The 564-nt window shown below is 26.8% G+C and carries 1 protein-coding gene; it reads right to left on the minus strand.

Annotated features, from left to right (window positions below; translation table 11 throughout):
- Positions 1–35: 35 nt before the first annotated feature.
- Complete coding sequence (locus tag FE392_RS22370; RefSeq protein WP_000869766.1) at positions 36–263, minus strand: helix-turn-helix domain-containing protein; 228 nt, start codon at positions 261–263, stop codon at positions 36–38.
- Positions 264–564 lie beyond the last annotated feature (301 nt).

Consider the following 564-nt stretch of genomic DNA (forward strand, 5'->3'; position numbering starts at 1 on the left):
TACACAAGCTATCTAAAGATAGAATAGCCCCTAAATTATTTTGTCTCACTATCATCTGGAATATATTCAATTAAATCCGATAGTTTAACATTTAACTTTTCACAGATCGGTAGCAATGTATCTATTCTTAAAGACGACACATTATCATTACGCCACAACTTATTGATAGAGTTACGACTTACCCCTGTCATCCTAACCAACTCTGCAACATTATCTATATTCTTTACCGCCATAATCACACGGAAGTTATTTACTACTTTCATTTTTTATACTCCTTTTTCTCATGAAATATACATACTATTTTTCTTATAAAGGCACTTTTGTGCAAATAATAGTTGTTTTTTAACCTTTTAAACACAACTTTAGCACTTTATAAAACATTTTTAAACCTGTATGGAATAAAAAATCACATTATGCATTATTTCATACTTCATTCAAACGAAAATTAATTTCTATACATATAAGGTTATTTATTGCGTTCATTTAAACTAATTTAAAACCTATTTAAATAAAAACGTTCAAAATATGCATTATTTCATACTTTATTTGTTGAAAAATTAACCT

Origin of the sequence: Xenorhabdus santafensis (assembly GCF_033949405.1) — a bacterium.
GTDB lineage: Bacteria > Pseudomonadota > Gammaproteobacteria > Enterobacterales > Enterobacteriaceae > Xenorhabdus > Xenorhabdus santafensis.